This window comes from Cystobacter fuscus DSM 2262, assembly GCF_000335475.2.
Lineage (GTDB): Bacteria > Myxococcota > Myxococcia > Myxococcales > Myxococcaceae > Cystobacter > Cystobacter fuscus.
Map to the genome: position 1 here is coordinate 20,967 of NZ_ANAH02000023.1, position 25,320 is coordinate 46,286.

A 25,320-nucleotide genomic window follows, 5' to 3' on the forward strand; every position below is an offset into this window, starting at 1 on the left:
CTTTACTTGGGCTCCGGCAGCGGGACGAACAGAGGCGCACGCTGCACCTCCTTCACCGCGTCCTTGCGCGACATCTCGTGGCCCTTGCCACCGCGGCCCGTCACTTCCGAACGGCCCGGGGTGAGCACGAGCTTGCGGCCCTTCTGCGTCTCGAAGCCAATCCCCGCGTCCTTGTTGCCCGGGGGCGCCACGACGAAGTCCATCACCCGGTCTCCCGACTCCACCTTGATGACACTCACGCCCTTGCCTGGACCCGCCAGCTCGTTGATCTCCGCCACCTTGCACACCAGCACGCTCGTGCGCTCGGTGAGCACGCCCACCAGATCCTTGTCCTCCACCGGCTGCACGCCGACGATCTCGTCGCCCTCGCCCGTCTTGGCGTAGCGGCGGCCGGCGCGCGTGGACACCTCCAGGTGCGGGGCGAGCGGGAAGCGCATGCCCTGGCCGTGCCGCGTGACACCGAGCAGCTTCTCCGGACGCCACAGCCGGCCGTCGAGCGACAGCGCGCCCACCACGCGCTCGCCATCGTCGAACTTGAACAGCTTCTGCACCGGATCCCCGTAGCCCGTGGAGGCGGGCACGTCGTTGAAGCGCGTGACGTAGGCGGTGCCGAAGTTGGTGAACAGCACCAGGTTGGCCTTGAGGCTGCCGGCCAGCACCGCCATCACCGCGTCGCCCTCGCGCAGACGCGTGGCGGAGGGATCCTTCACCTCGCGCATGCGCTTGATCCACCCGTCCCGGGTGAGGACGACGTGCGCGTCCTCGTCCGCGATGAGCGCCTCGGCGTCGAACACCATCTCCTCGGCGCCGCCGCGGCTCACCTTGGTGCGGCGCTTGCCCGAGGCGTACGCGCCCTTCACCTCGGCGAGCTCGTCCTTCACCGTGCTCCACAGCCGCGTGTTGCTCTTGAGCAGCGCCTCCAGGTTCTTGATCTGCGCGCGCTTCTCCTTGAGCTCGTTCTGCACCACGAGGATCTCCAGGCGCGCGAGCTTGTAGAGCTTCATCTCCAGGATGGCGTCGACCTGGACCTCGTCGATCTTGAAGCGCGCCATGAGCTTCTTGGCCGCGTCCTGCTTGCCCTCGGACTGGCGGATGATGCGGATCATCTCGTCCAGGGCGTCGTAGACCTTCTCGAAGCCCTCGAGGATGTGCACGCGCTTCTTCAGCTCGTCGAGCTGGTACTGCAGCCGCCGCTTGACGACCTCGAGGCGGAAGTCGAGGAAGTACTGGAGGATTTCCTTGAGCCCCAGCCGCCGGGGCGTGCCCACGTCCGGGTTCTCCGGGTTGGGCACGAGGCAGGTGAGGTTGACGTTGAAGTTCGTCTGCAGCGGGGTGTTCTTGTAGAGGTAGGCCATCACCAGCTCGTGGCTGGCCTCCTTCTTGAGCTCCAGGACGATGCGCACGTCCTTGGTGGACTCGTCGCGCACGTCCACCACGAGCGGCAGCTTCCGGTCGCGGACGATCTCCCCCATCTTCGCCACGAGCGTGGACTTGTTCACCGCATAGGGGATGGAGGTGATGATGATCTGCTGGCCCCCGCGCTTCATCTCCTCCAGGGCGTACTCGCCGCGCAGGCGCACGCTGCCCTGGCCCGTCTCGTAGATGTCCTGCAGCTCCTTCTGGGAGTTGAGGATTTCGCCGCCGGTGGGGAAGTCCGGCCCCTTGACCCACTTGAGCAGCTGCTTGGTGGTGAGGGTGTTGTCATCCACGAGCGCCATGAGCGCGTCGCACAGCTCGCCCAGGTGGTGGGGCGGGATGTTGGTGGCCATGCCCACGGCGATGCCCGTGGTGCCATTCATGAGCAGGTGCGGCACGCGCGCGGGCAGCACGATGGGCTCGGTGCGGGTGCCGTCGTAGTTGGGACGGAAGTCGACCGTCTTCTGCCCCAGCTCGTTGAGCAGCTCGCCGGAGAGCTTCTCCAGGCGGCACTCGGTGTAGCGGTAGGCCGCGGCGGCGTCGCCGTCGAGCGAGCCGAAGTTGCCGTGGCCGTCGACGAGCGGGTAGCGCAGGGAGAAGTCCTGCGCCATGCGCACGAGCGCCTCGTAGATGGAGGCGTCGCCGTGCGGGTGGTAGGGGCCCATGATGGCGCCGACGACCTGCGCGCACTTCTTGTACTTGGCGTCGTGCGACAGGTTCAGGTCGTTCCACATGCCGTACAGGATGCGGCGCTGCACGGGCTTGAGGCCGTCACGCACGTCCGGCAGGGCGCGCGAGGTGATGACGGACAAGGCGTAGTTGAGGTAGCGGCGACGCGCCTCGTCGGCGAGCGCGGCGGGCATGGAGCCATCGCCCCCACTGCCTCCCGAGCCCGCGGCGGCTCCGTTTCCGCCGCCGCCCGAGGCTCCCTGCTTCTTGCGCGTCTTGTTGTCCGCTGCTGTTGCGAGCGTGCTCATGTGTTCAGGCCAGGACTGGTGGTATCCCTCTAGAACGCGGGGCGCGGCTCACGCACTCCGGGTACCGGGACAGGTGAAGATGAGCCGGCGGGACTACCACGGCCCATCATGAAAAGGAACAAATTCGAGGGGTTGCGAAGCCTCGGGGGTAGGTTTCCTATACGTCCGTTCAGTGTTCGGGGCCACGAAAAGCCACGGGGAACGGCTCACTGGGTCATCTCATGGGACTGGCCTGCCTGGGTAGGGGCCGGGTTTCTCGCCGGACCGGTTCGCCCAGGCAGGGGGCCCTCGAAGGGGAGGGCCGACCTCGATCCGGCGACCATGGGCGGATACTGCACCGGGGGGCTGACATGACCCGTGGAGTTCGCCTGCCCGCCAGCTACCCGGGGGCCACCAGGACGAGGGGCGGCCGTGCTACCTGGGCTCGGCTTGGGGCTCGGGCGAGACGCGCGTGCCTCCCTGGGGCGCCTTGCCCCAGCTTCCGCGGCGGAAGATCATCACCTTGCCCTGGCTCGAGCTACCGGCCATGCCGGCGAGCGAGGCCTGGAGTGCCTTGTTGCCGGGGGGGTGGTAGACGATGCGGGCCTTGCGGCCCGAGGGCAGGTCGCCGCTCGCGTCGATGAGCAGGAAGACCGTGCTGCCCTCGACGTGGATGCGGTCGGGATCCTTGCGGTGATCGATCTCGGCGATGAGCTCTCCCTCGTCCACGGTCTTCGCCTCGTTCGACAACCGCCGGACCTTCACGCGCAGGTAGCTGTCCCCGCTCGCGCCGGAGAGATCTCTCGCGCCCTGGATGATGATGGCCAGGTCCGCGCCGTTCTCGGCCTGCTTGCCCTCGAGCTTCAAGCCCGTGCCGGCCGTGGCATCCGTATCGATCAGCAGGGTGGCGTTGGCGCAGCGCGTGCCGCACTCCGCGCCGAAGGGGGGCTTGTTGAAGGTCAACCGCAGCGCGAAGTCGTTGCCCTGCGGGCCCACGACGGCCTCGGTGATCACGGGGCGCTCATCCCCGGGCAGGGGCGTGTGGCGGAAGGTCACGCGGTCCTTGGCTCCAGCGCTCATGGAGAACAGGGCGAGGGCCAGGGTCGGCAGCATTCGTCTCAAGGGATGACCTCCTCGGGGTCGTCACGGGGGGACACATTCAAATGCGAACGGGTGTTGCGTCTCAAGCGCGACCTCCCGCCTTCGGGTGGGGCATAACCGCGAGCCGGACACCAGGAGGATGCCAATGCACGCGCTGTACACGCGCCAGTTGAAGCTCGGAGCCATGGACAACTTCGTCTACCTCGTGGGGCCGAAGGACTCCGACGAGGTGTTGGTGGTGGACGCGGCCTGGGACGTGCCCGCCATCGAGAAGGCCCTCGAGGAAGACGGCAAGCGCCTGGTGGGCGCCTTCGTGTCGCACTGCCACGGCGACCACACCAACGGCCTGCCGGAGCTGCTCTCGCGCCATGACGTGCCGGTGTACGCCCAGCGCGAGGAGGTGGATTTCTCCGCGGACCTGCGCGGCCTGGTGCCGGGCGCGCTGCGGCCGCTGGAGCCGGGCGCGCAGCTGGTCGTCGGGGGGAGGACCTTCCAGGCGCTGCACACCCCGGGACATACGCCGGGCTCGCACTGCCTGCTCGCCCAGGACGCGCTGGTGTCGGGGGATACCGTCTTCATCAATGGGTGTGGCCGGTGTGACATGCGCGGCGGCGATCCCGAGGCCATGTACCGCTCGCTGTCCCAGGTGCTCTCCAAGGTGCCGGACACCACCCGGCTGCTTCCCGGGCACGACTACGCGAACGTGCCGGTGGCGTCCCTTGGCGAGGTGCGTCAGCACAACCCCTACTTCGCCTTCCCCGACGTGGCCTCCTTCGTGGCCTACCGGATGCGCCCCCGGCGGTGAGCCAGGGGGCCTTTCACGCTCCCCGGGGGCGGGCCGAAACGATCGCCAGCGGGCGGAAGAAGCGATAGGGAAGGAGCCCCATGAAGAAGGCGCTCCTGTTCCTATCGCTCCTGTCCGCTCCGGCCCTGGCTGGAGAGGGCAAGTGGACCCCCCAGCAGGTTCTTCAACTCGACGCGGCCGCGCTCAAGAAGCAGGGCCTCCAGCTCCCGCCCCAGAAGCTGTGGGATCCCAAGCGGGGCACCGGCCTGCTGGCGGGCACGGTGAACGTGGGCGGGTGCTCGGGGGCCTTCATCTCCGAGGCGGGTCTGGTCATCACCAACCACCACTGCGCCTTCTCCATCATCCAGGAGCACAGCACGCCCCAGCGTGATCTGCTCACCCAGGGCTTCCTGGCCCGGACGCGCGAGGAGGAGCTGCCGGGCAAGGGCGCGCGCATCCAGGTGCCCCGGGCCTTCACGGACGTGACGAAGCAGATGCTCGAGGCGGTGCCCGCCGGGGCGGATGATCTCGCGCGGCAGAAGGCGCTGGAGCGCAAGGAGAAGGAGCTGGTCGCCGAGTGCGAGAAGCGCCCCGCCACGCGCTGCAAGGTGGCCCGCTTCGAGGGCGGACTGCAATTCACCCTGCTCGACTCGGTGGAGCTGGCCGACGTGCGCCTGGTGTACGCGCCCCCGCGCTCGGTGGGTGAGTACGGCGGCGAGGAGGACAACTGGATGTGGCCGCGCCACACCGGGGACTTCTCCATCCTGCGCGCCTATGTGGCCCCGGATGGCGCGGCGGCCCCGTTCAGCGCCCAGAACGTGCCCTACAAGGCGGAGTTCTTCTTCCCGCTGGCCCCCGAGGGCGTCAAGCCCGACGACTTCGTGATGGTGCTGGGCTACCCGGGCATCACCTTCCGCGCCATGCTCGCCGACGAGATGGCCGATCGCCAGTCGCGCTACTACCCGCGCGTCATCGACGTGTACGGCGAGCTCATCCGCATCCTCGAGGAGCAGGGCGAGAAGGATCCCTCGGGGAAGATCGCCGTGGCCTCCAACCTCAAGAGCCTCCACAACCGCTACAAGAACGCGGGGGGACAGCTCGCGGGGCTCAAGCGGGGCCACCTCGTGGAGAAGCAGCGCGAGGCCGAGGCGGCGGTGGTGGAGTGGGCGCGCCCGCGCGAGGAGTGGGCCGCGGCGCTCCAGGCGCGCACGGAGCTGCTGGCCCTGCGCGACGAGGACGCGAAGACCTTCGAGCGCAACTTCCTGCTCGACGCCCTCCGGGGCTCGACCAAGGGTCCGGGCCTCGCGGCGACGCTGGTGCGCATGGCGCAGGAGCGGGTGAAGCCGGACCTCGAGCGCGAGCCCGAGTTCATGGAGCGCGAGCTGCCCCGGCAGAAGGACCGGCTGGAGCGCGAGCAGAAGAACTTCTTCCCTCCGGCGGACAAGCGCGTGCTGCTCGCGCTGGTGCGGCGGGCGCAGGCGCTGGGCGCGGGCGAGCGCATCGCGGCGATCGACAAGGCCTTCGGCCGCGCGTTCTCGGAGAAGGACGTGTCCGCGAAGATCGACGCGCTGTACGCGGGCTCGAAGGTGATGGACCTGGCCGAGCGGCAGAAGATGGCGGGCGAGAGCGAGGCCCAGCTCCGGGCGCGCAAGGATCCCCTGCTGGAGCTGGGCTTCGATCTGGCGGCCGAGCTGGTGGCGTTGGATGACCTGCGCGACCGGCGCGAGGGCGCGGGCGTGCGGCTGATGCCCCAGTGGCGCCGGGCGGTGCTGGCCCACGCGGGCAAGCCGGTGGCGCCGGATGCCAATGGCACGCTCCGGGTGACGTTCGCCAAGGTGAAGGGCTATGCGCCGCGCGACGGTGCCTTCTACCTGCCGCAGACCACGCTCGCGGGCGTCCTGGAGAAGAACACCGGCGAGGAGCCCTTCAACGCCCCCACCAAGGTCGTGGCGGCGGCCGAGGCCCGCAAGTACGGCCCGTGGCTGGATCCCCGGCTCAAGGACGTGCCGGTGAACTTCCTGGCGGACGCGGACACCACCGGAGGCAACTCGGGCAGCCCCACCGTCAACGGCAAGGGCCAGCTCGTGGGCGTCAACTTCGACCGCGTGTGGGAGAACGTGTCCAATGACTTCGGCTATAATCCCGACGTGGCGCGCAACGTGAACGTGGACGTGCGCTACGTGCTGTGGCTGTTGGATCAAGTCGAGGACGCGGACGCCCTGTTGCGCGAGCTGGGCGTGCGCAAGGGCCCCAAGGCGCAGGAGCGTCGCTGATATGTCGGATGGCACCGGGAGCGTGCTGCCCCCTCTTCCGGTCTTCGGACCAGGGGAGAAGGTGTGCGGCAACTGCAAGCTGTGGGCGGCGCACTCGGTGGATCACCGCGGCTGGGTGGGCGTGTGCCGGTTGCAGTCCGAGCGTGGGCTGTTTCCGCCCTCGGCGCCCGTGTGCAACAAGTTCCTGCCGCGCGGCGTGGCCACCCAGGCGGCCGTCGCGGAGACGGCCCGGCGCCAGCGCGCGGTGCGCAACGTGGCGCCGGTGGTACGTCGGCGCGAGCACTCGCCGGACGAAGTGGTGGACCTGGAAGGGCTGGAGCTGAACATGACGCGCGCGGAGTTGATGGAGCTGATCCGGGAAGCGGTGGGCGAGGGTGGAGATGCCCCGCTGGCCAACAAGTGGGAGGGCGGTACCCTGCGGCTCGTCCCCGGCAAGGCGGACCTGCAGGGCCGCGACATCCCCATCGACACCTTCTTCCACAAGATCGTCATGGTGCGCGACAAGCTCCGGGTGATGGAGCAGAAGCTCAACTCCCACCCGAAGCTGTCGGACGCCGAGAAGGTGGAGATGCAGGGCCACATCACCCGCATCTACGGCTCGCTCACGAGCTTCAACCTCCTCTTCCGCGACAAGGACGATCAGTTCGTCGGGGCGAAGTCGGAGGACTGAGTCTCCTCCGCCTCCGCTCCCTCGCTTCAGGGCTTCTGGCCGCGCGCTTCCAGCTCGGCCTGGGCCCGCTGGCGGCCCCGGTGCAGGGCGCTCTTCACCGTGCCCTCGGGGATGCGCAGCAGGGTGGCGATCTCCGGGTAGCTGTAGCCGCGCATCTCCCGCAGCCACAGCACCTGACGTTGCTGTTCGCTCACGTGACGCAGCGCCTGCTCGAAGTGGCGCTGCATCTCGGTGCCCACCGCGCTCGCCTCGGGCGAGACGGCTTCCTCGGGCTCGTGCCGCAACCGCTCGCGGCGCCGCCGGGCTCGCAGCCAGTTGATGCTGCTGTTCACCATCACCCGGTGCAACCACGTGCTCGACGACGCGCGGCCATCGAAGCCGCTGGGCCGCTGCGCCAGGCGTATGAAGACATCCTGGACCACGTCTTCCGCGTCATCCGCATCCCCCACGATGCGGCGAGCGATGGCCAGTGCCCGTGTACGGTACTGTCGGTACAACTCGGTGAATGACGGAAAAGGGAGGACCGCTACATCCATGGTGTTGCCTCCTCGGCACCCTCATCGAGTGCCTGGAGGTTGCAACGGATGGGCCGGCAAAAGGATCTAATCGCCTTTTCCGCGACAGCTCAGAATAGAGGCCTCTCCCCTTCAGGGGAAGGAAATCCGTACTAACTGGAACTTTCTACGATTCCGGGTCTTCTTCCTGCCGGGTGAGGCCCCACTCCTTGAGGCGCTTGAAGAGGGTGGAGCGGGCCACTCCGAGTTCACGCGCCACGCGCTCGCGGTTGTTGTTGTAGCGGCGCAGGGCGGCCTCGACGATCTGCCGCTCCAGCTTGAGCAGCATCTGCTCGAGCGTCATGCCGGGAGGCAGCTCGGGCACGGCGACGCCCGTCTCGCGATTCACCTCCTGGTCGAAGGTGATGTCGCTCGGCTCGATGTTGGCGCCCTTGCGCAGCAACAGGCCCCGGTGCACCACGTTGCGCAGCTCGCGGATGTTGCCCGGCCAGGCGTGCTGCTGGAGCCGCTCGATGGTGGCCGGGGTCAGGCGCACCGTCTGTCCCCGGGGCGAGTACATGCGCAGGAAGTGCTCGGCCAGGGCGAGGATGTCGCCTTTCCGGCTGCGCAGGGGCGGCAGGTGCAGGGGCACCACGCACAGGCGGTAGTAGAGATCCTCGCGGAAGCGGCCGTCGCGCGAAGCCGACAGCAGATCCCGGTTGGTGGCGGCCACCACGCGCACGTCCACGTTGACGGGGCGGCTGGCACCCACGCGCTTGATCTCCCCGCTCTCCAGCGCGCGCAGGAGCTTGGCCTGCAGGTCCAGCGGCAGCTCGCCGATCTCGTCCAGGAAGAGGGTGCCACCATCGGCCTCCTCGAAGGCCCCCTTGCGCGCGTTGGTGGCGCCGGTGAACGAGCCCTTCTCGTGGCCGAACAGCTCGCTTTCGATCAGCTCCTTGGAGATGGCCGCGCAGTTGACGGGGATGAAGGCCTTGTCGGCGCGCTGGGAGCAGTCGTGGAGGGCCCGGGCCACCAGCTCCTTGCCGGTACCGGACTCGCCGAGGATGGCCACCGCGGCGGACGAGGGCGCCACCCGCTGGATGAGCTCCACGAGCTGCCGCACGGACGCGTCGTTGCCGATGAGGCCGCGGAAGGCCTGCTCGCGGCGCGCCGGGGTGACGGGCTCGAGGGTCAGCTCCGTCTGCCCGAGGCGCAGCGTGGTGGGCAGACCCACCTGCACCTCGAAGACGCGCACCGGGCCCAACCAGGTGCCATTGGTGGAGTTGGTATCCACCACCTGGAAGTGGCCGTCCCGGCGCACCACCTTGAGGTGGCGGCCGGAGATGAAGGAGTCCTGCACCACCAGGTCACACGAGGGATCCTTGCCCACGGTGAAGCTGTCGCCCTGGAGCTTGTGGACGGTCTCGCTGGCGCCCTGCTTGATGCGCACCTGGGCGGGCTGCCAGCGCGACACGGAGTCCTTGGATTGAATCTCCGTGCGCGAGCCCACCTCGGTGGGCCCCTCGGACTCGCCGCTGCCGTGGAGCCGGAACACGGCACGCCACTGGCCGAGCGAGATGTCCGCCCCATCCGCCAACTCTCCCTGGGTCACCGGGGTGTCACCCACCTGGGTCCCCTTGCCCGACAAGTCCTGCAGGGTGCATCGCGTCCCATCGAAGACGAGCGCCACCTGCTGACGGCTCACCTCCGGATCGGGAATGACGACATCACTCTTGTCGCCACGGCCGAGCACCATGCGCTCGCGTCCCAGTCCAACCCGCAGAACCTCCTCGCCCCGACGAAAGAACACCAACTCCGGCATGGCCGTCCTCGCTGACAAATCGAGCGCTCCTCCTATCCCGTGAAGGAGGGGGCTCGCAACTGGAGAAGACCATTTTTGAGGTAGACCCGAGCAGGCCGACTTCAACAGTCAGTTTCCGGGGCGGAGCGGCCCTCGCTCACGTGGACTCCGCGGCCATGGATGCACGAGGCGCGCCGCGGCCGATGCGCAGAACGAGCAGGGCGGCGGCCATGCAGATGGCGCCGGCGACCACCCAGGCAGGCGTGTACGTCGCCAGGTTCGTGCGAATCACGCCGGCGCTCAGGGCTCCGGCTCCGGCGCCCACCTGATGCGCGGCGACGATCCAGCCAAAAGCGATGGGTCCGTCCGTGGACCCCAGGGTCTGTGTCGTGAGACGGACGGTCGGAGGCACCGTGGCGATCCAATCCAGACCATAGAAGACCGCGAACACGGGAAGCCCCAGCAACGACATCCCGAACGCCGCGGGCAGGTAGAGCAGCGCGAGTCCTCTCAAGCCGTAGTACCAGAAGAGCAGCCACCGGTTGTCATAGCGGTCCGACAGCCATCCGCTCGTGGTCGTGCCCACGAGATCGAAGACGCCCATCACCGCCAGCAGTCCGGCGGCGCGCACCTCGGGAATCCCGTGGTCCATGCACGCGGGCACCAGGTGCGTCCCCACCAGTCCGTTCGTCGTCGCCCCGCAGATGAAGAAGCTCCCCGCGAGCAACCAGAAGTCACGGCTCCTGGAGGCGCGGCCCAGGGTGGCGAGCGCGTTCACCAGGGGATTGGTGGTGGGGGCTACCTGCTCCTCCTCGCCGGGCCGCGCGCCGTAGGGCCGCAGTCCCACATCCGAGGGGCGGTCCCGGACGACGAGCGCGACGAGCGGCACCACCAGCGCGACGACGGCGGCGATGCCGAGCGAGACGCTGCGCCAGCCGTGGCGCTCGACCATGGCCGCGAGGATGGGCAGGAAGATGAGCTGGCCCGTCGCCGTGCTGGCGGTGAGCAGCCCCATGACGAGTCCGCGACGGGCCACGAACCACCGGTGCACCACCGTCGCGCCGAGCACCATGGCGGTCGTCCCCGTCCCCAGCCCCACGAGCACTCCCCAGAACGCGAAGAGCTGCCACGGCGTATTCATGAGGTTCGTCAGCGCCACTCCCACCGCGATGACGACGAGCGAGACGAGCATCGTCCGGCGGATGCCAAAGCGCTGCATGATCGCGGCGGCGAAGGGCCCGACGAGCCCGTAGAGCACGAGGTTGAGGGACACGGCCCCGGAGACGAGCGTCCGGCTCCAGCCGAACTCCCGCTCGAGCGGGACGATGAACACGCTCGGGGTCGCGCGCACTCCGGCCGCGCACAGCAAGACGACGAACACGGCGGCGGCCACCACCCAGGCATGGTGCAACTTGCGCGGATTCATGAGCATTCCTCCTCGAGGCGCGCATCGCGGCGCGTCCTCTCCTTCCACATGAAACGGCTGTCACGAGTGGCTACACTCCGGTGTGGAGCGCCGACATGCCCCCCGACGAAGAGTTCACCCAGACCCCGTGTAACTGCCTGTCGTTGCGGCAGGCGTCTCGCCATGTCACCCAGTTCTACGATCAGGCGCTCGCGCCCAGTGGCGTTCGCACGACGCAGTACTCGATCCTCAACCGCGTGTTCACGCAGGGCCCGAGGACGGTGAAGCAACTCGCGGAACAGCTCTTCATGGATCCCTCGACGCTCACGCACAACCTCCGGCCACTGCTCAAGGAGGGGCTCGTCGAGCTCCAGGTGGGCACGGATCGCCGCATGCGTGTCATTGCCCTGACGCCTCGAGGCAAGTCCGTCCGTGAGCGGGCCCGGGTGCTCTGGCTTCGGGCCCAGGCCCGGTTCGAGCAGGAGTTCGGCGACACGCGGGCCGCCGCCTTGCGCGAGATGATGTCCGCCGTCGTCCGCACGCCGCTGGGAGAAGGGGAGGGCACCGCCGGGAAGGCCGCTGGGAAACGCCTCCGGTAGGCCAGCACCTGGCGGGTGGAGTGCGGTGGTCATTCAGGCGCTGGCTCGACGTACGCCACATACTAACTGCATATGCAGGTATTTCAACGCAATGAACGAGAGCCCCCCCTGACCGGAGCCATGAGGGCTCGGGCGGGAGGCTCGGTGTGATGGACTTTTCGGGGTGGGGTGGGCACCGCGAGGCGTCGAGCACCTCGGCGGTGCACCTCGGCGGCCGCGGGGACGCGGCGAGCGCCGACCGGGAACTTCGTGGACGGCGCGCCTAGCGCTGCACGCGGGCGGGGCCGAAGGTGGGCCGGTTGAGGAAGCCCGACAGGTGCGCCACGCGGAACTTCGGGTTGGTCTTGTCCGCGGGCAGGATGGTCAGGCCCGCGCCGATGAGCCCCAGCCGCTTGACGAACTCCGGCTCGGCGCCGAGCTTGATTTCCATGTCGGGCTGGCTCACGTCCAGCCGCTGGCCGAGCTTCAGTGTCCCCGAGCCCTGGACCTCCAGGTCCTCGCTCTTGGTCTGAAGGGCCTCCACGGTGCCCAGGCCCTTCTCGATGCGGATGCGCGCGTCGAGGTCGCCCAGGGCGATGCGCGGCAGGTCCATGGGCGTGGGCGTGCCGTACATGGGCACGGTGACGTTGCCGCCCTGGATGATGAGCCCGCGCGAGTCCAGCGACAGCTGGCCGTTGGCCTGGCTCAGGTCCGGCTGTCCCCGGGTCTTCGGCAGGGTGAGGTCGAGCGAGCCATTGAGCTTGCCCACCAGATCCACGCCGCTGAAGCCCTTGAGGTTGCCGCCCGAGGGATCCAGGTCCGACAGCTTCACCGCCACCTTCATGTCGCCCAGCCCGCCCACGCTGCCGCTGGCGCTGCCGCCCAGCAGGCTGGCGCGGAAGGCCACCCCGGGCGGAAACAGCGCCGGCCGCACCGCCACCGAGTCGATGGTCAGCGGCTCGCCGAGCTCCTCGGGGCCGGGCAGCATGGCCGAGTTGCTCGCCAGCATGTCCTGCAACTCGGGCGTCATGCCGTGGGGCACCTTGCTCAGGCGCACCTGGGTGGCCGTCAGTCCGAAGAGTCCGGGCCGCAGCGAGCCGATGCGCAGCGCATACCCCGCGTCCGCCGCCGCGCCCACGGCGCGCGCGCGCAAGGTGTCATAGGGGAAGGTGATCAGCAGGCACAGCACGAAGGCCACGAGCGAGAACGCCCCGTAGCCCAGCACCAGCTTCCAGCGTGCGATCTTGGTCTCGGTTGCCATGGTTATTGCGGCTTCAGCTTGTAGGTGGCGACGGTCGTCCACGCCGTCAGGTTTTCATTGGCGTCGTGGGGCTCCAGGCGCAGGTTCTTCACCTTCACCACGCCCGGCCCGCGCTCCACCGCCGTCAGGAAGTCATGCAGCTTCTGGATGTCCACGTCGGTGAACGTCAGCTCCACCGAGCTCTCGACGATCTGCCCGTCGCCCAGCGCCACGTCGTTCTTGGGCGTCATGTTCGGCACGGTCAGTCCCGCCATCGTGGCCCTCTCCTCCACGTAGGTCATCAGGCGCACGTCGCCGCCGGTGAGCTGCTGCTCCATGGCCTGGCGCTCCTGGGCGGCCTCGCGGTAGCTGGCCGCGAGCACCTGCACCTCGCGCAGCTTCTCCATCTTCTGATCCGTGCGCTTGCGGTAGCTGTTGGCCGTGTTGGAGAAGGAGAAGAAGATGAGGAACACCACGAAGGCCGCCACCGCGCCGCCCGTGGCCATCACCATGCGGCGCTCGCGGGTGCTCAGCCGCTCGAACCAGACGCGAGCGTCGTTGAGGAGTGTCTTGAGCTGTTCCATGTCCTAGCCCTCGCTCGCCTGCAGTTGCTCGGCGCACTGCACCTGGATGTCCAGGCGGAAGGAGACCTTGTTGCCCTCGCGGGTCTTCTCCACCTTGCCCTCCTTCACTTCCTTGAAGCAGCGGTGGCCCCGGAGCGCGGCGGCGATGGTGTCGATCTGCTTGGAGCTGTCCGTCACGCCGCGCACGCTGATGCGCTCCAGGTCGATGTCGATGCGGTCGAACGTCACCGCCACGTCCGCCGGCACCCGCTGCGTCAGCTCCGCCAGCAGGTTCACCGCCGACAGCTTCGGCAGCGCCGCGGCGGGGCTCTCCACGCCCTTGAGCCGGTTGAGCGCGATGTCGTAGTTCTTCTCGCACGAGCCGAGGATGCGCTGGGTGACGTCACACAGCACCTTGTCCACCTGTGCCTCGCGCCGCGCGAGCACCGAGTTGCGCACCACGCCGCTGGCGATGAGCAGCAGCAGCAGGGTGACGGCGAACGAGGCCAGAAGGCCCATCTTGTCCTTCAGGTAGTCGTAGTCGCCCTTGAAGGCGAACTCACCCCGGCGCAGGTTGAAGCGCGGGGCCTTGGCGCCCGAGGCCTGGCCCCGCAGCGCGAGCGAGTAGGCCTGCGCCGCCAGTGGCTGAGCCCCGGGAGGCACGGCGGACGCGACCTCCTGGGGCAGCGTCACCACCTTCGCGGGAATGCCCAGATCCCGCGTCAACTGCTCGGCGATACCGGGGATGCGCGCCGTCCCTCCACACACCAGCACCGCCGTCACCTGCCGGCGCGTGCGCGCGGTGAAGGACTTGAAGGACGGACGCAGCTCGCGCAGCACCGGCTGCAGGCCGCGCACGAACGCCGCCGCGGCCCGCTCCCCGTCCGGCCCCTGTGCCTGGGCCGCGCTCGCCAGCGCTCCGTGCGTCTCCTTCCAGTGGTGGGCCTCCTGCAGCGGCGTCTGGAACTCGGCGGCCAGCGCGCGGCTGAGGTTCAACCCGCCTCCGGAGAAGGTGCGCGCGAACTCCACGCCCATCCCGGGCCGGCCAATGGCCAGCGTCGTGCGCTCGTGGCCGATGTCCACGATGGCCACCGTCTCCTCGTCCACGCCCTGCTGCAAGAGCATGTTCTGGTAGGTGATGCCCGGGTGCGTCACCACCCGTGGATCCACCCCCACCTCGTTGAGCAGCCCCATGAGCGTGGCCAGCTCCTCGCGGCGCACCACGCCCACCAGCAGCTCGCTCCCCTTGTCCTTCACCTGGGTGGCGATCTGGTAGTCGTAGATGGCCTCGCCCAGATCGAACGGAATCTGGCTCTCCACCTCGAAGGGGATGGTGGCCTCGATGCGCTTGGGATCGGTGAAGGGCAGGGAGAGCTGGTGGGTGGCCAGGGTGGGGCCGGGTAGCGCCACCACCACCTGGTCGGGGTTGCTCAGCTCCTGGTGCTCGAGCAGCGCGCGCAACGCCTGACGCAGCGTCTCCTGACGGTCGCCCTCCGCGGCGCGGCGCACCTCGACGAAGGCCTTCACGGCCGCGGCGCCCCGTGTGCTCGTATCCAACAGCAGCCCCTTCACCGCGTGGCTGCCCAGGTCCAGACCCAGAATCCGGGCCATGTCTATTCCTCTCTCCAGTAGACGAGCTTGCCCAGCCCGTCGTCGAGCCGGATGACGGCGGTCAGGGTCTTCTGGACCGAACCCGCCTCACCCACGGACTTGATGGTGAACGTCGTCGTCTTGTCACTCAGGAAGCGGTTGCCCGCCACGTTCGCCTTGATGTTCGGATTGACGGCGATGCCCGCGGCCTCGATGGCGGTCACGAAGTCCGCCACGCCCATGCCGAAGAAGCTGAAGGCCCGCGCCGCGCGGATGCGCGAGATGAGCTCCTGCACGAACACCGGATCCTTCAAGCGGGGATCCGGCCGCGCCGGGTCCGCCGCCGACAGGATGGCCATGTGCATCATCAGCGGATCATCCGTGTTGACGTTGGGCTTGGCATTCATGTCCGGGTACACCGTGACCCGATCCCGGAACGCGGCCATGAAGCGGTCGTTCACGCCATGCACCCGGTACAGCTCATCCAGGCTGTCGAAGCGCGAGTTCTTCGGTTCGTAGCGCGGCTCGTAGCGGCTGTAGGGCGAGCCCTCGTCGGAGAAGCCATCGGCGAAGGGGCCCGCGGCCGACACGAGATCCAGCGCGGACTGCGTCTTGTTGTCGTCCATCCAGTCGCGGATGGCGATGACCACGTCCTGCGGATTGACGCGCACGCCGTTGGCGTCCTCGCGCGAGAACAGGAACTCGAAGCGCTTGTCGCTGAGCATGTCCAGCAGGCGCATCGCCGTGGGCAGGGCATCGCCCTGGCCCGCGTTGAGGCGCAAGAGGTTGAGCTTCTCCTCCTCGTCCTGGATGGTGGACAGGAAGCAGCCGCTGAAGCTGCCGAAGGAGCGCCGCGCGCCCGTGACGGCCAGCTCGGCGGCGCCTTCCGCTCCCTCCTCGTCCTCGTGGAGCGTGGGGGCGGGGGCCTCCTCTTCCTCCTCGGCGCCCTCGCCGCCACTGGCCACCATGCCCTTGAGCATGTGGCAGTCCACGCGCGCCAGCTTCCACAGCTGGATGTTGAGTGAGGACGCGGGCTGCTGCCCTCCGGGCGCCGCGGCGCCTCCTCCTCCGGTGAGGTTGCTGAGGATGCTGCCGATGTTGGGGATGGGCGTCTGGTCCACCTGCTTCTGGAAGCGCAGCAGCAGACGCGACAGCGCCACGCCCGAGCGGGCCATGTACAGGGCCTGCACCTCGTCGCGCTGGTTGGTGGCCAGCTGCAGGTCCACGCGCGTGTTGTAGGCGAACTCCGTGGCCACCACGGTGAGCAGGGTGATGGACACCACCGCGATGATGAGCGCCACGCCCCGCTCCCGTCGCTGGGACCGGGCGGAGCGGCGGGCTCCCGTCCGCTCGGCGTTGCTGTTCTGGGGGCTCGTCATCGTCAGAACCTGGGGAGTTCCGTGTTGAGCATCACACGGGTCTGGGTGGAGTAGCGCACTTCCTTGCCGTTCTCGTCGAGCGCCACCAGGGTGATGCGCACGCGCGTGGGGAGGATGGACTTCTTCTCCGTGCGCCGGGTGTCCCACTCGTCCTCCCACTCCTTGCGCTCCGAGTCCCAATATTCGAACTCCACCTTCTTGGCCCCCTCGAAGAGCACGTCCGTGGTTCCGCCGCGATCCATCCGGTCCCCGATGTTGGGGTTCTCCCGCCGCATCAAGTCCATGCGGCCATTGGCCCCGCGCTCCGTGGACGTCTGCAGCGAGTACTCCACCACGGCCTGGTCCGACTCCTTGGCGTCCGTGTACAGCCGCTGGTGCGCGAAGGTGCTGAAGGTCAGCGAGTCCGACTCACCGATGAAGTTGGTGGGCCGGTCGTTCTGGTCCCGGAAGCGCGAGCCGTCGTAGCGGTCGCTCACGTACGCCGAGCCGATCTCCCGCGCCATGCGGTTCATCGCCGCGCGCAGCATGCGGTAGTGGTCCGCTTCCGTCTCCACCACTTCCTTGGCGTTGAAGCCCGTCTGGAAGGCCATGCTCACCATCGCGCCCATCAGCGCGGTGATGGCCACGGCGATCATGATCTCCAGCAGCGTGAAGCCCCGTCGGGAAGCCCTTCTCATCGCGTCCTCCCTTGCAACTGGCCACCCGGCACGATTCCTCCCGCGCCTGGCTGTCCGCCCCGGCCCCCCGAGCGCGAGAGGAAGTCGGTGCGCCGCATCAGCGGCTGGCCGTTGGCCGGGTTGATCATCTGCCCGTTGGGGCCAGGGGTCGGGTTCTGCACGACGAAGCCCGTGGCCGGGTCCACCCACTGCTCGGACATCCCGGGCGGCTGTGTGCCGCTGTTGGGCTGGAAGCCGCCATTGCGGTCCGAGCCCGGCCCCAGCGACACCATGTGCGTGACGAGGTCCAGGCTCTCCACCTGCGTGCCCTCGCGCCAGTACACCGTGAGGTGCAGCTCGCGCACCGTCTGGGTGATCTGCTGCACCATCTGCGTGAACATGGGCTGGGCCATGCCCATCGCCGCGCCCGCCATGGGGTTGGCCGTCGTCTGGGAGCTGCTCGCGCCGTCCTTGCCCGTGCCCCCGCCGCCGAACATGGAGGCCAGACCGCTCAGGTCCCCGCCCTCGCCGATGGGCAGGTTGAAGATGGCGCCGATGAGCTGCTCGGGCGACACCCCTTCCGTCTGCGGGGCGATGATCTTCGCCCGCCACTTGAAGCCCTCCCACCCCTCCGCCGAGAAGTCGCCCGACTCCTCCTGGTCATCGTTGGAGAAGCCCTCGTCGTAGAGCTTCTGCTCCAGGTCCGTCATCTTCGAGCGGGCCAGGAGCGTGGCCACGGTGAGCTTCTTGGCGTAGGCGTGGTTGGCCACCGCTCCGGAGTTGATGTCGAAGATGGCCATGAGCGCGAGCGCCAGGATGGCGAGCGCCACCACCGTCTCCAACAGGGTGAAGCCACGTGTGCGTCTCATGACCGGGGAACCTCCAGCGCCTCGCCCACGATGTTGACCTTGCCCGTCAGCGGCGAGATGGCGAGCGTCCACACGTTCTCTCCCTGGCGCACGTACACCTGGGCCTTCTCCGTGAAGCCCTGGGGAAAGAAGTAGAGGTAGGCCAGGCCCTTGTCCGCGGGCTCGCGCTGGTGGCGCGTCCACACGGACACGCTCACCCCCGCGGGTAACTGCCGGGGAGAAATCTCCTCGCCGGTGAACTCGGAGAAGCGCGCGGCGTTCTCCACCCGGTCCTGCTCCTGGGCCATCAGCTCGTCCAGGCCGGGCTCGTCGTCGTCGCCCCGGGTGAAGTTGCGGCGCGGATCGTTCCGGGGCCGGCCCTTCTTCGCGTCCTCGCGGGCGGTGTCGTCCTCGCGCAGCAGCGTGTCGCGGTCGCGCGCGGTGGTCACGTTGCCCGCGGCGCACTCGGCGCGGTAGCGCGACACGCCTTCCTCGCTCTTCGGATCCGCCAGCTCGAAGACGAGCCGGCACGTCTTGCCGGTGAGCGCGGCGGTGTCGTACAGCGAGCGGATGACCCCGGCCAGCTCGCTCGCGGACGCCTTGGCCTTGGCGCCGGTGATGGCGCCCACGGACACGGTGACGGCGGCGAAGAGCACCGCGGCGATCCCCAGCGCGATGGACATCTCGATGAGCGTCAGCCCGCGCTCGCGGGTCCGGCGCACGGCCCGCGCGCGGTTCATCGTGCTTCCTCCTGCGCGGCCTGCTCTCGCTGCTGCTCGGTGCCCACCATGGCGTTGTCGAGCACCCCGCCGCTGATGAGGTCCGCCGCGTCTCCGCTCCCGCCCGCCACCCCGTCCGCGCCATAGGACATGATGTAGCCGTTGCCCCTGTCGCTCATCCGGTACTGGTACACATTGCCCCAGGGATCCTGGGGCATCTCCTTGATGAGCCCCACCTGCAGGAGCGGATAGAAGTTCTCCGCCTGCGAGGGGAAGCGCCCGGTGATGCGGTGGAAGGACTTGAAGTAGCCCTCCAGCCCGCGGATCTCCGCGCGCGCCTGACGCTGCAGCGGGCTGAGCGTCTTGTCGAAGGTGAGGCTGGCGATGCCGAAGGCCCCCGCCGAGGCCACGACGATGACGCCCGCGACGATGAGCCGCCCCGTGCGCGTCGGGCGTGCGGCGGCCGGCTCGGCGATGCGCGGGGTAGAGGTGGCGTGCTCGGTGGTCATGGGCGTTGGGTCCTCGTGACTTCCTTGCTACTTCTGGGCCGTGGCGTCGCGCGAGGAGATGTCCGCGTCGGACCCCTCTCCGCCCTGGGTGCCGTCGGCGCCGTAGGAGATGAGCACGGGCTTGCCGCCCTCGTTCATGTACACGTACTCGTGGCCCCACGGGTCCAGGGGAATCTTGTCCAGGTTCTGCGTCTCCACGAGGGCGCGCAGGCCGGTGCCCGTGTCCGGGTACTTGCCCTTCTTCGTGTAGTAGAGCTTGAGCGCGCTCTGGATGTTCTTGATGTCCAGCCGGGCCGTGTCCTGCTTGGCCTCCTCGAGCTTGGGAATCACGGACACACCCACCGCGGCCATGATGAGCCCGAGGATGGTGATCACCACCATGATCTCGATGAGGGTCATGCCGCGGCGGCGGCGCTGCTGCTGTCGCTTCGTCTTCGTGTCGCTCATGTCCATCCTCTCGTGACTTTTCGGCAATCCCCCGGGGGGGTTCAACGCCGTGTTCCTGTCAAAATGTCCTGGCTCCGGGCGCCGGCGTCCGGCGGGCCGGCCTTGGAGGGAGCGGCATACAACACGGCTCCCACCGTGAGCAGCGCCGCCGTGAGGGCGAGCAGCGCCGCGAGCGTGACGCGCTGGATCCACCGGTCGAGCGTGTCGTTCATCGCGAGAACCTCCGTCACCGGATGGCCGAGTTCACCTGGAGAATCGGCATCAGGACCGAGAAGGCCACGAATGCAATCATCACGCCCATGAACACCGTGAGCAGGGGCTCGAGCATGGAGGTGAGGGCGCCGATGCGCACGTTGACCTGGTTCTCGTAGTTGTCCGCGACGGACAACAACATGTCCTCGAGCTGGCCGGATTTCTCGCCAATCGCCACCATGTGGTAGACGAGCGGCGGGAACTCGCCCGAGCGCTTGAGGGGCGTGGCGATGCTCTCGCCCTCGCGGATGGCGTCGCGCGCCTTCTCCACCACGTCGGCCAGGATCGAGTTGGTGATGACCGCCTTGGTGATGTCCATGGCGGTGAGCAGGGGCACGCCGCTCTTGAGCAGGGTGGCGAGCGTGCGGGCGAAGCGGGAGATGGCCAGCAGCCGCAACAGCCCTCCGAAGATGGGGGCCTTGAGGGCGTAGCGGTCCCACACCGGCTTGCCCTTGGGGCTGCGGAAGTAGGACGTCAGGCCGAAGATGATGGCGAAGATCGCGGGGAAGATGATGAACCACCAGTCCTGCAGCATGTTGCTCGTCCAGATGAGCAGGCGCGTGGTCCAGGGCAGGGTGGCCTTCATGGTGGTGAAGATCTTGGTCACCTTGGGGATGACCACCACCATGAGCAGGGTGAGGATGCCCACGCCCACCAGCACCATGATGGCCGGGTAGGTCATGGTGCCGACGATCTTCTGCTGCAGCTTGGACTGGCTCTCGGTGAAGTCGGCCAGGCGCAGGAGCACCTTGTCGAGCGCGCCCGAGTGCTCGCCAGCGCGGATCATGTTCACGTAGAGCGAGCCGAACACCTTCTGGTGCACCGCGAGCGCGTCGGCGAGCGAGGAGCCCTCGTTCACCCGGCTCTTCACCTCGGAGAGGATGAGCTTGAACCGCTCCTTCTCCACCTGGTCCACGAGCGCGGTGAGCGCCTCCACCAGGGTGACTCCCGCGCCCAGCAGCGTGGCGAGCTGGCGCGTGGTGATGGCGATGTCGTCGGTGCTGATGCGGCCGCGCGCCATCTTGCCGAAGTTCACCTCACGGTCGGCCTGCGCCGCGTTGGTGCCCTTGCGCACCGCGGCCCGGTTGCCGTCAGCCTGGCCGATGACCTCGGTGAGGAACTTGTTGTCCTTGCGCAGCTGCGAGCGCAGGGTCTTGGGGGAGTCCGCTTCCAACATCCCGCGGATGGATTTTCCGGCCGAATCGAGGGCCTTGTACTCGAAGACTGGCATGGTGGCTCACTCGGTGGGGCCGCGCGCCCCACGGAGGGGGCCGCGGCGCGTCCCTTAGAGATCCTCTTGGGTGATGCTCAACACCTCGGCGATGGTCGTCTCGCCCAGGGCGATCTTGCGCGCGCCGTCATCCAGCAGCGTGTGCATGCCATTGCCCATGGCGGCCTTCTTGATGGTGGAGGAGTCCACGTTCTTCAGGGCGAGCTGGCGCACGGTGTCGTCCACGAAGAGCAGCTCGTAGATGCCCGTGCGGCCGCGGTAGCCGTTCTGGCTGCAGGACGTGCACCCGGCGGCCTTGTAGATCTTCTCCACCCCGTGGCGCTCCTTGAGCGTCGCGCGGTTGAGGCCAATCTCGCGCAGCTCCTCGTCGGTGGGCGTGTACTGCACGCGGCAGTCCGGGCACACGCGGCGCACCAAGCGCTGGGCGAGCACGCCGGTGAGCGAGGAGGCCACGAGGAAGGGCTCCACGCCCATGTCCACCAGACGGGTGATGGCGCTCGCCGCGTCGTTGGTGTGCACCGTGGAGAACACCAGGTGGCCCGTGAGCGACGCCTGGATGGCGATTTCCGCCGTCTCCTTGTCGCGGATCTCGCCCACCATGATGACGTCCGGGTCCTGACGCAGGAAGGAGCGCAGCCCCTGGGCGAACGTCAGGCCGATCTTCGGGCTGATGGCCATCTGGCCGATGCCCTTGAGCTGGTACTCGACCGGGTCCTCGACGGTGAGGATGTTCAGGTCCGGGGTGTTGATGCGCGAGAGCGCGCCATAGAGCGTGGTCGTCTTGCCGCTACCGGTGGGGCCCGTCACCAGGACGATGCCGTGCGGGCGCCGGATGAGGTGCTCCATCTGATCGAGCATGCTCTTGGCCATGCCCAGCTCGGTCAGATCCAACAGCGTGGTGTTCTTGTCGAGCAAGCGCATGACGATGCGCTCGCCATACGTGGTGGGGATGGTGGACAGACGGATGTCGATGTCGCGGCCGGCCATCTTGATGCGGATGCGGCCGTCCTGCGGCAGGCGCTTCTCCGCGATGTTCAGCTGCCCCATGACCTTCACTCGGCTGACGATGGCGCTCTGGTAGCGCTTGGGCGGCTTGATGATCTCCTGCAGCACGCCGTCCACGCGGAAGCGCACCATGAGCTCGCGCTCCATGGGCTCGATGTGGATGTCGCTCGCGCGCTCCTTGGCGGCGCGGAAGAGCACCGAGTTGACGAGCCGGATGACCGGCGCCTCGTCGCCCTCCACGTCGATGAGATCCTTGACCTCGTCGATCTCCTGGGCGATCGAGTCCAGGTCCTGCGCCTCCAGCTCGCCCACGAGCTGCTCGGCCTCGTTGGTGGCGCGGTCATAGACGCTGTTGATGGCGTCCACGATGGTGGAGGCCAGCGCGATGCGCGGCAGCACGTCCTGGCCGAGCAGCATGCGCGCGTGATCCAACACCGTGGTGTCCAGGGGATCCGCCACCGCGAGCGCCACGGCCCCATCCTCCACGGACAGGGGCAGGATGCGCGCCTGCTTGGCGAAGTTGATGGGCACGCGCTTGACGAGCTCCGGATCGATCTCCTCGATGAAGATGCGAGCCAGGTAGGGCAGGTCCAGCTGGAGCCCGAGCGCCTTGGCCACGTCCTCCTCGCTCAGGGCCTTGAGGCCCACGAGGATCTCTCCCAGCCGGCCGCCCTTGTCGACCTGGGCCTGCAGCGCCTCCTGGAGCTTGTCCTCCGTGAGGCCGCTGGTGCGGCGGAGGATCTCCCCGAGGGGCCGGCCGCACAGGGTGGCGGGGCCATGGGCGATGACCTGGGTGGCGTCCTGGGGGACGGCGTGGGGGGCGTCAGCGAGCAGGCTCATGGGTTACTCCTGGTTTCCGGTGTCCGGCTGGAGGCGCAGCCGCTCCGGATCCTCCGGAGGAGGGGCGGACGGAGGCTGGACTTCCGGGGCCTCCGTGGCCGATGGAGTCTGCAAACCCCCGGCGCCCGGCGAGACTTCCCCCGGGGCCACGGAGGACGCGCCGGGAGTGGGCGCGGGAGCGGCGCCGGGCGAGGGGGCGGGCGTGCCGCTGGCGGGCCGCAGGATGCGCTCGCCAGCCATGCCGGGGCCGCCGTTCTCCGCCTTCTGCTCCTCGGTGAGCACCGTGCGGCGCATGCGGCCCAGGGGTCCGCTCTTGCGGGTGAAGTCCACGGGCACGTCGTAGCCGGCCACCTGGCCGTAGAACTGTTCCACGAACTGCTGCCGCTCGGCCATCTTGCGCTCGAAGATGCGCCGGAAGTCCGACTGCTCGCGGATGATGTAGGGCGTGAGGAAGAGCAGCAGGTTCGTCTTGGTCTTGCTCTTGTTGGTGGAGCGGAACAGGTGGCCCAGCAGGGGCACGTCCCCGAGGATGGGCACCTTGGCGACGGTCTCGATGGTGCGCTCCTGCATGATGCCGCCGATGACCACCGTCTCCTGATCCTTGGCCACCACCGTCGTCTTCGCGCTGCGCTTGGACGTCGTGGGGCCGAGCACCGCGTCCGTCGAGGCGATCTCCTCCGTCTGCTCGGTGATGGCCATGCGGATGAAGTCGCTCTCGTTGATCTGCGGCTTGATGGTGAGCTTGAGCTCCACGTTCTGGCGGGTGATGGGGGCGTAGAGGCTGCTCAGACCGCCGAGCGAGCCGAGCAGGGAGTTGACGCCGCCGGTGGTGCCCGGGGTGCCGGTGGTGCCCAGCGACTGGGGCGAGAAGCCGGACTGGAAGGGCACGTTCTGGCCCACGGTGATCTCCGCCTCCTCGTTGTCGCTGGTGAGCAGGTGGGGCGTGGAGAGCACGTTGACGTCCGAGCTCTGCTGGAAGGCGTGCAGCACGATGCCGAAGGCGGGGATGTCGAGGCCCAGCGCCTTGAGCTCGGGGATGACGGGGCCCTGGAGGCCCGCGAGGAAGCCACCGAAGCCGGCCAGGTTGGCGAGCGAGAAGGAGGGAGGCAGGCCGGTGGTGCTGTACTTGGTGCCGACGAGGCCCGTGCCGGTGCCCAGGTTGCCGGGCATGGGCAGCTGGTAGCCGCTGTGCACGTTCAACCCGAAGTCCTGCTTGCGGTCCAGGTTGACCTCCATGATGACCGCCTCGACGAACACCTGGCGCCGGGGCTTGTCCAGCTCGCGGATGACGCGCACGAGGCTGCGGTAGTCGCTCTGGCTGGCGATGATGACGAGCGAGTTGGTGCCCTTGTCCGCGGAGATCTTCACCTCGCCGGAGAAGAGCTCGGCGGCGCCGCCCGAGCCCGGCTGACGGGGCATGCCCGGCGCGCCCGGCACGGGAACGGGCGAGCGCGGCCGGTTGCCGGTGCCCTGGGAGAGCGTCTGCAGGGTGCTGGCGAGCTCCTCCGCGTTGGCGTTCTCCAGCGGGTAGACGTTGATGCGCTCGGTGCCGGCGGTGGGGATGTCCAGCTCGCGCACCAGGCTCTGGATGCGCTCGAAGGCCGCGGGGCTGGCCACGACGATGAGCTTGTTGGTGCGCTCATCCGGAATCATCTGCGAGAACGTCACCGGGCCACTGGCCGAGTCGCCGCCCGCGCCGCTCGGGGGCATCGTCTCGCCCATGGAGCCTCCCGGCGGGGTCATCACCGCGGGGGCGCCGCGCGGGGTGCGGCCCTGGGGCATGCCCGGGTTGGGGTTGCCGCCCTTCTGCTCGAAGAGCTTCTGCACCGTGGCGGCCACGTCCTGGGCGGTGGCGTACTGCACCTGGATGATGCGCACCTCGTCGCTGGCCGAGCGCGTGTCGAGCTGATCGATGATGCGCTCGAGGCGACGCACGTTGGAGCCCACGTCGTTGATGATGACGATGTCCGGAGGGTACGGGATGGTGTCGCCGTCCTTGGACACCAGCTGCTGGAGCACGCCGCGCAGGGGCTCCACTTCCACGTTCTTGATGCGGAACAGCTTGGTGATCATCTGCTCGTTGCCCGTGTACCCGCCCTCGTCGTCCATGAGGGTGGGGATGGGGTTCTGCTTGGCGGCGCGCTTGTCCACGATCTTCAGGAAGCGCCCGTGCTGGTAGACGGACAGGCCGTTGGCGTCGAGCGCCGCGAGGAACGCCGCGTAGAACTGGTCCGCGTCCACCTCCACGCGCCCGTTCTCCGGGCCGATGATGGAGATCTTCCCGCGCACGTTCTCCGGGAGGATGAACGTGCGGCACGTCGCGTCCGACACCGTCTGGACCAGCTTCTCGATGTCCACCTTGTCGAAGTAGATGTTGTAGCGGGCGCGGCGGCGCACCTCCTCGCACGTGGGCGTGGGCCGCACGGTCGTGCCATTTCCCTCGGGGTTGGTGCCCTGCGGGGTGATCTGCCGATCGGCGGGAGTAGTGGGGCGCTGGGCCAGGGCGGGTGAGGCCGTCGCCAGGGACAGCAGGAGCAACCAGGACGGAAGCGTCTTCATGGAA

General features: G+C 68.5%; 22 protein-coding genes. 4 read left to right on the forward strand and 18 right to left on the reverse strand.

Translation table 11 applies throughout. From position 1 onward, the window contains the following. Positions 1 to 2 precede the first annotated feature (2 nt). Positions 3 to 2,393: a DNA gyrase/topoisomerase IV subunit A gene (locus D187_RS31540; RefSeq protein WP_002624522.1), complete on the reverse strand. Its 2,391-nt coding sequence runs from the start codon at positions 2,391 to 2,393 to the stop codon at positions 3 to 5. A gap of 414 nt (positions 2,394 to 2,807) precedes the next feature. Then, positions 2,808 to 3,485 carry a hypothetical protein gene (locus tag D187_RS31545; protein ID WP_002624523.1) on the reverse strand — a complete coding sequence of 226 codons (678 nt, stop codon included), beginning with the start codon at positions 3,483 to 3,485 and terminating at the stop codon, positions 2,808 to 2,810. 133 nt (positions 3,486 to 3,618) lie between these two features. Between D187_RS31545 and D187_RS31550 the strand changes: the two genes are divergently transcribed. From D187_RS31550 to D187_RS31560, 3 genes are all read left to right on the forward strand, one after another. Further along, positions 3,619 to 4,278 carry an MBL fold metallo-hydrolase gene (locus D187_RS31550; protein ID WP_002624524.1) on the forward strand — a complete coding sequence of 220 codons (660 nt, stop codon included), beginning with the start codon at positions 3,619 to 3,621 and terminating at the stop codon, positions 4,276 to 4,278. Positions 4,279 to 4,358: 80 nt separating this feature from the next. Continuing rightward, entirely contained in the window at positions 4,359 to 6,530 is a 2,172-nt protein-coding gene (locus D187_RS31555) for a S46 family peptidase (protein WP_002624525.1), read from the forward strand. 1 nt (position 6,531) lies between these two features. Further along, complete coding sequence (locus tag D187_RS31560) at positions 6,532 to 7,200, forward strand: DUF8685 domain-containing protein (protein WP_002624526.1); 669 nt, start codon at positions 6,532 to 6,534, stop codon at positions 7,198 to 7,200. Between the two features lie 26 nt (positions 7,201 to 7,226). On the opposite strand, the gene D187_RS31565 is transcribed toward D187_RS31560, so the two are convergent. The 3 genes from D187_RS31565 to D187_RS31575 all read right to left on the reverse strand — a co-directional run bounded on the left by D187_RS31565 (position 7,227) and on the right by D187_RS31575 (position 10,921). Beyond that, positions 7,227 to 7,736: an RNA polymerase sigma factor gene (locus D187_RS31565; protein ID WP_002624527.1), complete on the reverse strand. Its 510-nt coding sequence runs from the start codon at positions 7,734 to 7,736 to the stop codon at positions 7,227 to 7,229. Between the two features lie 145 nt (positions 7,737 to 7,881). After that, positions 7,882 to 9,516: a sigma-54-dependent Fis family transcriptional regulator gene (locus D187_RS31570; RefSeq protein ID WP_002624528.1), complete on the reverse strand. Its 1,635-nt coding sequence runs from the start codon at positions 9,514 to 9,516 to the stop codon at positions 7,882 to 7,884. A 136-nt stretch (positions 9,517 to 9,652) separates the two neighbouring features. Continuing rightward, positions 9,653 to 10,921, reverse strand: a complete 1,269-nt coding sequence (locus D187_RS31575) for an MFS transporter (protein ID WP_002624529.1) — start codon at positions 10,919 to 10,921, stop codon at positions 9,653 to 9,655. A 95-nt stretch (positions 10,922 to 11,016) separates the two neighbouring features. Here D187_RS31575 and D187_RS31580 point away from each other — a divergent pair, with 95 nt between their 5' ends. Then, positions 11,017 to 11,499, forward strand: a complete 483-nt coding sequence (locus D187_RS31580; protein WP_002624530.1) for a MarR family winged helix-turn-helix transcriptional regulator — start codon at positions 11,017 to 11,019, stop codon at positions 11,497 to 11,499. A 262-nt stretch (positions 11,500 to 11,761) separates the two neighbouring features. Here the strand turns inward: D187_RS31580 and gspN are convergent, their stop codons facing one another. The 13 genes from gspN to gspD are packed head-to-tail and all read right to left on the reverse strand — an operon-like array spanning position 11,762 to position 25,316. After that, positions 11,762 to 12,739 (reverse strand): type II secretion system protein GspN, encoded by a 978-nt coding sequence (gene gspN / locus D187_RS31585; RefSeq protein WP_002624532.1) that lies wholly within the window; start codon positions 12,737 to 12,739, stop codon positions 11,762 to 11,764. Positions 12,740 to 12,741: 2 nt separating this feature from the next. Then, on the reverse strand, positions 12,742 to 13,302 hold the full coding sequence (locus tag D187_RS31590) for a type II secretion system protein M (RefSeq protein WP_002624533.1): 561 nt from the start codon (positions 13,300 to 13,302) through the stop codon (positions 12,742 to 12,744). A 3-nt stretch (positions 13,303 to 13,305) separates the two neighbouring features. After that, positions 13,306 to 14,892 carry a pilus assembly protein PilM gene (gene pilM, locus D187_RS31595; RefSeq protein WP_002624534.1) on the reverse strand — a complete coding sequence of 529 codons (1,587 nt, stop codon included), beginning with the start codon at positions 14,890 to 14,892 and terminating at the stop codon, positions 13,306 to 13,308. Between the two features lie 2 nt (positions 14,893 to 14,894). Next, a complete protein-coding gene (locus D187_RS31600) occupies positions 14,895 to 16,250 on the reverse strand; it encodes a type II secretion system minor pseudopilin (RefSeq protein WP_002624535.1) in 1,356 nt (451 codons plus the stop codon). Positions 16,251 to 16,252: 2 nt separating this feature from the next. Further along, positions 16,253 to 16,927, reverse strand: a complete 675-nt coding sequence (locus tag D187_RS31605) for a PulJ/GspJ family protein (protein ID WP_002624536.1) — start codon at positions 16,925 to 16,927, stop codon at positions 16,253 to 16,255. After that, positions 16,924 to 17,775 carry a prepilin-type N-terminal cleavage/methylation domain-containing protein gene (locus D187_RS31610; protein ID WP_002624537.1) on the reverse strand — a complete coding sequence of 284 codons (852 nt, stop codon included), beginning with the start codon at positions 17,773 to 17,775 and terminating at the stop codon, positions 16,924 to 16,926. Before D187_RS31610 ends, D187_RS31605 begins: the two co-directional genes overlap by 4 nt. Continuing rightward, the gene (locus D187_RS31615) at positions 17,772 to 18,494 is read right to left on the reverse strand and encodes a pilus assembly FimT family protein (RefSeq protein WP_002624538.1); all 723 of its coding nucleotides are present in this window, start codon (positions 18,492 to 18,494) and stop codon (positions 17,772 to 17,774) included. The genes D187_RS31610 and D187_RS31615 overlap by 4 nt, the downstream gene beginning before the upstream one ends. Next, positions 18,491 to 18,982, reverse strand: coding sequence for a type II secretion system protein GspG (locus D187_RS31620; protein ID WP_002624539.1), 492 nt, complete (start codon positions 18,980 to 18,982; stop codon positions 18,491 to 18,493). Before D187_RS31620 ends, D187_RS31615 begins: the two co-directional genes overlap by 4 nt. 27 nt (positions 18,983 to 19,009) lie before the next feature. Next, positions 19,010 to 19,429: a type II secretion system major pseudopilin GspG gene (gene gspG, locus D187_RS31625; protein ID WP_002624540.1), complete on the reverse strand. Its 420-nt coding sequence runs from the start codon at positions 19,427 to 19,429 to the stop codon at positions 19,010 to 19,012. Positions 19,430 to 19,470: 41 nt separating this feature from the next. Continuing rightward, the gene (locus tag D187_RS56830; protein ID WP_002624541.1) at positions 19,471 to 19,641 is read right to left on the reverse strand and encodes a hypothetical protein; all 171 of its coding nucleotides are present in this window, start codon (positions 19,639 to 19,641) and stop codon (positions 19,471 to 19,473) included. A gap of 14 nt (positions 19,642 to 19,655) precedes the next feature. Then, positions 19,656 to 20,912, reverse strand: coding sequence for a type II secretion system inner membrane protein GspF (gene gspF, locus D187_RS31630; protein ID WP_002624542.1), 1,257 nt, complete (start codon positions 20,910 to 20,912; stop codon positions 19,656 to 19,658). A gap of 54 nt (positions 20,913 to 20,966) precedes the next feature. Continuing rightward, entirely contained in the window at positions 20,967 to 22,757 is a 1,791-nt protein-coding gene (gene gspE, locus D187_RS31635) for a type II secretion system ATPase GspE (RefSeq protein ID WP_002624543.1), read from the reverse strand. Between the two features lie 3 nt (positions 22,758 to 22,760). Next, the gene (gene gspD, locus D187_RS31640) at positions 22,761 to 25,316 is read right to left on the reverse strand and encodes a type II secretion system secretin GspD (protein ID WP_002624544.1); all 2,556 of its coding nucleotides are present in this window, start codon (positions 25,314 to 25,316) and stop codon (positions 22,761 to 22,763) included. Positions 25,317 to 25,320 lie beyond the last annotated feature (4 nt).

Bases quoted from the DNA above. Each gene is read 5' to 3' on its own strand.
- D187_RS31540 (WP_002624522.1), bottom strand. From the start codon at position 2,393: ATGAGCACGCTCGCAACAGCAGCGGACAACAAGACGCGCAAGAAGCAG.
- D187_RS31545 (WP_002624523.1), bottom strand. From the start codon at position 3,485: ATGCTGCCGACCCTGGCCCTCGCCCTGTTCTCCATGAGCGCTGGAGCC.
- D187_RS31550 (WP_002624524.1), top strand. From the start codon at position 3,619: ATGCACGCGCTGTACACGCGCCAGTTGAAGCTCGGAGCCATGGACAAC.
- D187_RS31555 (WP_002624525.1), top strand. From the start codon at position 4,359: ATGAAGAAGGCGCTCCTGTTCCTATCGCTCCTGTCCGCTCCGGCCCTG.
- D187_RS31560 (WP_002624526.1), top strand. From the start codon at position 6,532: ATGTCGGATGGCACCGGGAGCGTGCTGCCCCCTCTTCCGGTCTTCGGA.
- D187_RS31565 (WP_002624527.1), bottom strand. From the start codon at position 7,736: ATGGATGTAGCGGTCCTCCCTTTTCCGTCATTCACCGAGTTGTACCGA.
- D187_RS31570 (WP_002624528.1), bottom strand. From the start codon at position 9,516: ATGCCGGAGTTGGTGTTCTTTCGTCGGGGCGAGGAGGTTCTGCGGGTT.
- D187_RS31575 (WP_002624529.1), bottom strand. From the start codon at position 10,921: ATGAATCCGCGCAAGTTGCACCATGCCTGGGTGGTGGCCGCCGCCGTG.
- D187_RS31580 (WP_002624530.1), top strand. From the start codon at position 11,017: ATGCCCCCCGACGAAGAGTTCACCCAGACCCCGTGTAACTGCCTGTCG.
- gspN (WP_002624532.1), bottom strand. From the start codon at position 12,739: ATGGCAACCGAGACCAAGATCGCACGCTGGAAGCTGGTGCTGGGCTAC.
- D187_RS31590 (WP_002624533.1), bottom strand. From the start codon at position 13,302: ATGGAACAGCTCAAGACACTCCTCAACGACGCTCGCGTCTGGTTCGAG.
- pilM (WP_002624534.1), bottom strand. From the start codon at position 14,892: ATGGCCCGGATTCTGGGTCTGGACCTGGGCAGCCACGCGGTGAAGGGG.
- D187_RS31600 (WP_002624535.1), bottom strand. From the start codon at position 16,250: ATGACGAGCCCCCAGAACAGCAACGCCGAGCGGACGGGAGCCCGCCGC.
- D187_RS31605 (WP_002624536.1), bottom strand. From the start codon at position 16,927: ATGAGAAGGGCTTCCCGACGGGGCTTCACGCTGCTGGAGATCATGATC.
- D187_RS31610 (WP_002624537.1), bottom strand. From the start codon at position 17,775: ATGAGACGCACACGTGGCTTCACCCTGTTGGAGACGGTGGTGGCGCTC.
- D187_RS31615 (WP_002624538.1), bottom strand. From the start codon at position 18,494: ATGAACCGCGCGCGGGCCGTGCGCCGGACCCGCGAGCGCGGGCTGACG.
- D187_RS31620 (WP_002624539.1), bottom strand. From the start codon at position 18,982: ATGACCACCGAGCACGCCACCTCTACCCCGCGCATCGCCGAGCCGGCC.
- gspG (WP_002624540.1), bottom strand. From the start codon at position 19,429: ATGAGCGACACGAAGACGAAGCGACAGCAGCAGCGCCGCCGCCGCGGC.
- D187_RS56830 (WP_002624541.1), bottom strand. From the start codon at position 19,641: ATGAACGACACGCTCGACCGGTGGATCCAGCGCGTCACGCTCGCGGCG.
- gspF (WP_002624542.1), bottom strand. From the start codon at position 20,912: ATGCCAGTCTTCGAGTACAAGGCCCTCGATTCGGCCGGAAAATCCATC.
- gspE (WP_002624543.1), bottom strand. From the start codon at position 22,757: ATGAGCCTGCTCGCTGACGCCCCCCACGCCGTCCCCCAGGACGCCACC.
- gspD (WP_002624544.1), bottom strand. From the start codon at position 25,316: ATGAAGACGCTTCCGTCCTGGTTGCTCCTGCTGTCCCTGGCGACGGCC.